Genomic DNA, 5,423 nt, shown 5'->3' with positions numbered 1-5,423 from the left:
CGCGCTCCGGGGTGCCGGGATCGACCACGATGAGGTCGGTCCCCTCCTGCGCCGCGGCCAGTGCGGCCTGCGGGCCGGGCACCGGGATCGGGCGGGCGTTCGGGTTCCAGGCCTGCATCGTGTCGACGGAGCCGAACACCGGCATGGTGCGGCGGCCGTCCGGGCCGGCGACCGTCACGATCGAGAGCTCCTGGGTCTTCTCGACCGTGCGCCCCTCGGGCGTGACCCCGATGTCGCCGGCCTCCGCGAGCAGCGGGATCAGGACGCGGCAGTGAGACAGCGCGAGGAGCGCATCGGCGTGCGCCTCCGCGAGCGCCGCCCGATCCCCCGCGGCGGCGGCCGCGCGGACCCGCTCCACCCCGGTGCGGAGCTCCGGCGGGCAGGCGCCGTCGTCGGCGGCGAAGGCCGTGCCGTGGTGGTCGAAGGTGCGGCCGGCCCAGGGGAAGCCCGCGGAGTCCTCCGCGCCCCCGGCTACGAGGCTCGCCGGAACACCGGTCGAACGCGGGGCGTCGCCCGTCGCCGGGAGCTTCTCGATCGCCAAGTGGAGGACCTAGCGTCCTGCAACATCCAGGGCTGCGGGCAGCGTGAACGCGCCCGCGTAGAGCGCCTTGCCGACGATCGCGCCCTCGACGCCGTGGGGCACGAGCTCGCGCAGTGCGGCGAGGTCGTCGAGGCTCGAGACGCCGCCCGAGGCGACGACCGGGCGGTCGGTTCGCGCGCAGACCTGCTTCAGCAGTTCGACGTTCGGGCCGCGCAGGGTGCCGTCCTTCGTCACGTCGGTCACGACGTAGCGCGGGCAGCCGGCGGACTCCAACCGGTCCAGCACCTCCCACAGGTTGCCGCCCTCTTCGGTCCACCCGCGCGCCGCGAGAGTCTCGCCGCGCACGTCGAGGCCGACCGCGATCAACTCGCCGTAGCGGGCGATCACCGCGGCCGTCCACTCCGGGTTCTCGAGCGCGGCCGTACCCAGGTTCACGCGCTTGGGACCGAGCTCGAGCGCGGCCTCGAGGCTCGCGTCGTCACGGATCCCGCCCGAGAGTTCGATCTTCACGCGCTTGGACTGCTTGATCACCTTCCGCAGCAGCGCGGCATTGCTGCCGCGGCCGAAGGCGGCGTCCAGGTCGACGAGGTGGATCCACTCGGCGCCCTGCTCGATCCAGTCGAGCGCGGCGTCGACCGGGCTGCCGTAGTTCGTCTCGGTGCCGGCTTCGCCCTGCGTGAGCCGCACGGCCTGACCGTCGGCGACGTCGACCGCCGGGAGCAGTTCGAGCTTGGGGCTGTTGTTGAGTGTGGTCATCTCGGGGTGTTCTCCATTACGTGGCTAGAGGGAGTCGATCCAGTTGCGCAGCAGGCGGATACCCGCGTCGCCGGACTTCTCCGGGTGGAACTGAGTCGCCGAGAGCGGCCCGTTCTCGACTGCGGCGACGAACCGCTCGCCGTGCTCTGCCCAGGTCACGAGGGGACGGGTCGCCTCAGTCCTGCCCTCGAGCGTCCACTCGGTCGCGGCGCAGCTGTGCACGAAGTAGAAGCGCTCGTGCTCGATCCCTCGGAAGAGCACGGAGTCCTCGGGCGCGTCGACTGTGTTCCAGCCCATGTGCGGGAGCCGATCGGCATGCAGCTCGCGCACGATCCCGGGCCACTGACCGAGGCCCTCGGTCTCGGCGCCGCGCTCGACGCCCCGCTCGAACAGCACCTGCTGCCCGACGCAGATGCCCAGCACCGGTCGGCCACCGGCGAGGCGGCGATCGATCAGTTCATCGCCCCGCACCGCGGTCAGCTGCCGCATGACCGCGTCGAAGGCGCCGACGCCCGGAACCAGCAGGCCGTCGGCGGCGAGCACCGCGTCCGGGTCCCGCGTCAGCTCGACCTCGGCACCCGCGGATTCGAGCGCCTTCACCGCGGAGTGGACGTTTCCCGAGCCGTAGTCCAGCACGACGACGGCCTTCCGCGCGGCTGTGTCGGTCGTCGGCGAGGAGGTGCTCGTCAGCGGAGCTGCGTCCGGCTGCGTAGCTGCGGTCACAACGCGCCCTTGGTGCTGGGCACCCCGGTCACGAGCGGATCGAGCGCCTTGGCCTGGCGGAACGCGCGCGCAAAGGCCTTGAACTCCGCCTCGGCGATGTGGTGCGGATCCCGGCCCTCGATGAGCCGCACGTGCACCGTGAGCCTCGCGTTCAGCGTGAGCGCCTCGAAGAAGTGGCGGACCATGCTGCCGGTGAAGTGACCGCCGATGAGGTGGAACTCGAACCCGGCGGGCTCGCCCCCGTGCACGAGGTAGGGGCGGCCCGAGATGTCGACGACCGCCTGCGCGAGCGCCTCGTCGAGCGGCACCAGCGCGTCGCCGTAGCGGCTGATGCCGCGCTTCTCCCCGAGCGCCGCGAGCAGCGCCTGGCCGAGCAGGATGCCGGTGTCCTCGACCGTGTGGTGCACGTCGATGTCGATGTCGCCCTCGGCGCGCACCGTGAGGTCGGTCAGCGAGTGCCGTGCGAATGCGGTGAGCATGTGGTCGAAGAACGGCACGCCGGTGGCTACGTCGGCCTCTCCGGTCCCGTCGAGGTCGACGCTCAGGCTGATCTGCGACTCGCTCGTGGCGCGCTGCAACGAGGCGGTGCGGGAGGTGCTGCTCATGGCCTCTAGCCTACCGGGGCGCGAGGGCGGCGATCGCCTCGATGAGCACGGTCGTCTCGGTCTCGGTTCCCGCGGTGAGGCGCAGGTGGCCGGGTATCCCCAGGTCGCGGATGAGGATCCCCTGGGCGCGGAGCGTCTCGAACACCGCAGTGGGGTCGGCGAAGCCGCCGACGAGCAGGAAGTTCGCTCCGGACTCGTGCACGAGATAGCCGAGCGCCGTGAGCGCGGCGGCGAGCCGGTCCCGCTGGGCGCGGATGTCGGCGACCGTGGCGAGCATCTCGCCGGAGTGGCGGATCGCGGCCTGCGCTGCGGCCTGGGTCAGCGCGGAGAGGTGGTACGGCAGGCGGACGAGACGCAGCGCGTCGATGACCGCCGGATCGGCGGCCAGATAGCCGAGACGCACGCCGGCGAAGGCGAAGGCCTTGCTCATGGTGCGCGAGACGAGCAGGCGCGGGCGACCGGGCAGCAGCGTGATCGCGCTCTCCCGCTCGGCGTCGAACTCGTGGTAGGCCTCGTCGACGATGAGGATGCCGTCGAACGCGTCGTAGGCGGCGAGCACCGTATCGAGGTCGAGGGGCGTGCCGGTCGGATTGTTCGGGCCGCACAGGATCGCGATGTTCGGCCGGTGCTCCCGCAGCGCCGCGGCGACGAAGTCGGGCGTCAGCGCGTAGTCGGCGGGGCGCTCGACCGGGCGCCATGCCGTGTCGGTGCCGTCGGCGAGCAGCGGGTACATCGAATACGTGGGTGTGAAGCTCAGCAGGGTGCGGCCCGGGCCGCCGAACGCCTGCAGCACCTGCTGCAGCACTTCGTTCGATCCGTTCGCGGCCCAGAGCTGCTCCGCGGTGAGCCCGTGGCCGAGGTAGCCGGCGAGCGCGGCGCGCAGCTGGAGGAAGTCCCGGTCCGGGTACCGGTTCACGCCCCGCACGGCCTCGGCGAGGGAGGCCGCGATGTCGGCGACGACCGCCTCCGGTAGCGGATGGGTGTTCTCGTTGACGTTCAGGCTGACCGGCACCGGATCCTGCGGGGCGCCGTACGGCTGCTTGCCGACGAGGGTGTCACGGAGGGGCAGATCGCTCAGGCTGGTCACCGGATCAGTCTAGGGCGCTCGGCGTTCGGACGAGTCAGGCGTCGATACCCAGGTCCTCCGCGCTGACGACTCCGGGGGCATCGCTGTAACGGAGCGGCACAGCGATCGCCTGGCCGGCCTGGACGTCCGAGCTCTCGAGCTGGTTCAGCCGCACGATATCGGCGATCACATCGCGCGGATCGGACGAGGGGTCGAGCGTCGTGGCGACCGACCAGAGCGAATCCCCCGACTGCACGACGACGTAACCGAAGTCGACATTGCCGAAGTCGGCCCCGCCTGCGGCATCCGACGCCGCGGCCCGGGTGGCGCCGAACAGCGCCGCAGCCGCGACCAGGCCGGCGACGAGCAGCGCGATCAGCAGACCGAGCACCACGCGCCCGCGCCGGGTGATCCGGAGGCGGGTGCGATCCCGGACGTCGGTGTCAGTGTCGGTGTCGACGGCGGCGTCAACGGCGCGCAGGTAGACGCCGTGTGCGGTATGCGATGCGGTCATGATCGCTTCCTCTCGCTCTCGGTGTTCGATCTGTCGGGCGTTCGATCCGCGGACCGTTCGATCCATGGACCCTTCGGAACCCTTCACCTCGAACATCTGTTTCGAATCTATCTTCGATTAATCGAAAACTCAACCCCTCATCGAATTTCTGTTCGGAACCATTCGAGCGACACTCGAACACATGTTTGCCGATATTCGATTCGGACGGCTACGCTTTCTCCATCGGCACGAGTGAACCACCACCCACCGACATTCATGTTTCACCGCAGAATTCCGCCGAACCCGAGGGGGCAGAGATGGTCGCACCGGATGGCACGCCGACGCTCAAGAAGTTGAGCGAGAAGCAGCAGGCGATCCTCGAGTTCATCTCGCGCTCCGTCGAGACCCGGGGTTACCCGCCGTCGATGCGCGAGATCGGCGATGCAGTCGGGCTCTCCTCCCTCTCGAGCGTCACCCACCAGCTCAGCCGCCTCGAACTCGCCGGCTACCTGCGCCGCGACCCGAACCGGCCGCGCGCGCTCGAAGTGCTCGTGGAGCCGGCGAGCACCAGCCAGGCCCTCGCCGACGCGCCCGCCGTGCAGGCTGAGGAGACCGCGTACGTCCCGCTCGTCGGCCGCATCGCCGCCGGCGTGCCCATCACGGCCGACCAGCAGGTCGACGAACTGGTCCCGCTCCCCCGCGCGCTCGTCGGCGACGGTCAGCTCTTCATGCTCAAGGTCGTCGGCGACTCCATGATCGACGCAGCCATCTGCGACGGCGATTTCGTCGTGGTCCGGCAGCAGCGAGACGCCGAGAACGGCGACATCGTGGCGGCCATGCTCGACGGAGAGGCGACGGTCAAGGTCTTCCGCCGCCGCGACGGCCACACCTGGTTGCTCCCGCGCAACAGCGCCTTCGAGCCGATCCTGGGCGACTACGCCGAGGTGCTCGGCCGGGTCGTCGCCGTCTTCCGCTCGGTCTGAGGCCGCTCGGTCTGAGGCCGCTCGGTCCGAGGCCGGGGCGCGACTCCGGTCCCCCTATGCCAGGGGATCCCGCGCCAGCAGTCCCAGCTCGCGCAGCACCGCGAGCACCTGCGCGTGCCGGTTGAACGTGTAGAGGTGGATCGACGGCGCCCCGCCGGCCAACAGCTCGCGAGCCAGCTCGACGGTATGCGCAACGCCGAGCTCCGGCGCCGTACCCCCGGCCGCCTCGAGCGCGCGCGCCAGACCTGCGGGCGCC

The 5,423-nt window shown here is 70.9% G+C and carries 8 protein-coding genes; 1 reads left to right on the top strand and 7 read right to left on the bottom strand.

Features of this window, described 5'->3' with window-relative positions:
- The 6 genes from ACFPZL_RS09465 to ACFPZL_RS09440 form a co-directional block, all read right to left on the bottom strand.
- On the bottom strand, positions 1–541 hold a 541-nt coding region (locus ACFPZL_RS09465; RefSeq protein WP_382335213.1), incomplete at its 3' end, for an SseB family protein.
- A gap of 9 nt (positions 542–550) precedes the next feature.
- Positions 551–1,297 carry a bifunctional 1-(5-phosphoribosyl)-5-((5-phosphoribosylamino)methylideneamino)imidazole-4-carboxamide isomerase/phosphoribosylanthranilate isomerase PriA gene (priA, locus tag ACFPZL_RS09460; RefSeq protein ID WP_218113851.1) on the bottom strand — a complete coding sequence of 249 codons (747 nt, stop codon included), beginning with the start codon at positions 1,295–1,297 and terminating at the stop codon, positions 551–553.
- A 24-nt stretch (positions 1,298–1,321) separates the two neighbouring features.
- The gene (gene hisH / locus ACFPZL_RS09455) at positions 1,322–1,987 is read right to left on the bottom strand and encodes an imidazole glycerol phosphate synthase subunit HisH (protein ID WP_218113913.1); all 666 of its coding nucleotides are present in this window, start codon (positions 1,985–1,987) and stop codon (positions 1,322–1,324) included.
- Positions 1,988–2,016: 29 nt separating this feature from the next.
- Positions 2,017–2,625 (bottom strand): imidazoleglycerol-phosphate dehydratase HisB, encoded by a 609-nt coding sequence (gene hisB / locus ACFPZL_RS09450; protein ID WP_218113850.1) that lies wholly within the window; start codon positions 2,623–2,625, stop codon positions 2,017–2,019.
- A 10-nt stretch (positions 2,626–2,635) separates the two neighbouring features.
- On the bottom strand, positions 2,636–3,712 hold the full coding sequence (locus ACFPZL_RS09445) for a histidinol-phosphate transaminase (RefSeq protein WP_218113849.1): 1,077 nt from the start codon (positions 3,710–3,712) through the stop codon (positions 2,636–2,638).
- Between the two features lie 34 nt (positions 3,713–3,746).
- Positions 3,747–4,205 (bottom strand): LysM peptidoglycan-binding domain-containing protein, encoded by a 459-nt coding sequence (locus ACFPZL_RS09440; protein WP_218113848.1) that lies wholly within the window; start codon positions 4,203–4,205, stop codon positions 3,747–3,749.
- A 296-nt stretch (positions 4,206–4,501) separates the two neighbouring features.
- On the opposite strand from ACFPZL_RS09440, the gene lexA reads away from it, so the two are divergent.
- A complete protein-coding gene (gene lexA, locus ACFPZL_RS09435; protein WP_218113847.1) occupies positions 4,502–5,167 on the top strand; it encodes a transcriptional repressor LexA in 666 nt (221 codons plus the stop codon).
- Positions 5,168–5,221: 54 nt separating this feature from the next.
- Here lexA and ACFPZL_RS09430 read toward each other — a convergent pair.
- The coding region (locus tag ACFPZL_RS09430) for a methylenetetrahydrofolate reductase (protein ID WP_382335210.1) at positions 5,222–5,423 on the bottom strand (202 nt) is incomplete at its 5' end.

Origin of the sequence: Leucobacter soli, from assembly GCF_042659205.1 — a bacterium.
Classification (GTDB): domain Bacteria; phylum Actinomycetota; class Actinomycetes; order Actinomycetales; family Microbacteriaceae; genus Leucobacter; species Leucobacter soli.
The sequence above is the reverse complement of the archived record's forward strand: the minus strand, read 5'-3'. Positions and strand labels throughout refer to the sequence as shown.

Bases quoted from the DNA above. Each gene is read 5' to 3' on its own strand.
- priA (WP_218113851.1), bottom strand. From the start codon at position 1,297: ATGACCACACTCAACAACAGCCCCAAGCTCGAACTGCTCCCGGCGGTC.
- hisB (WP_218113850.1), bottom strand. From the start codon at position 2,625: ATGAGCAGCACCTCCCGCACCGCCTCGTTGCAGCGCGCCACGAGCGAG.
- ACFPZL_RS09440 (WP_218113848.1), bottom strand. From the start codon at position 4,205: ATGACCGCATCGCATACCGCACACGGCGTCTACCTGCGCGCCGTTGAC.
- lexA (WP_218113847.1), top strand. From the start codon at position 4,502: ATGGTCGCACCGGATGGCACGCCGACGCTCAAGAAGTTGAGCGAGAAG.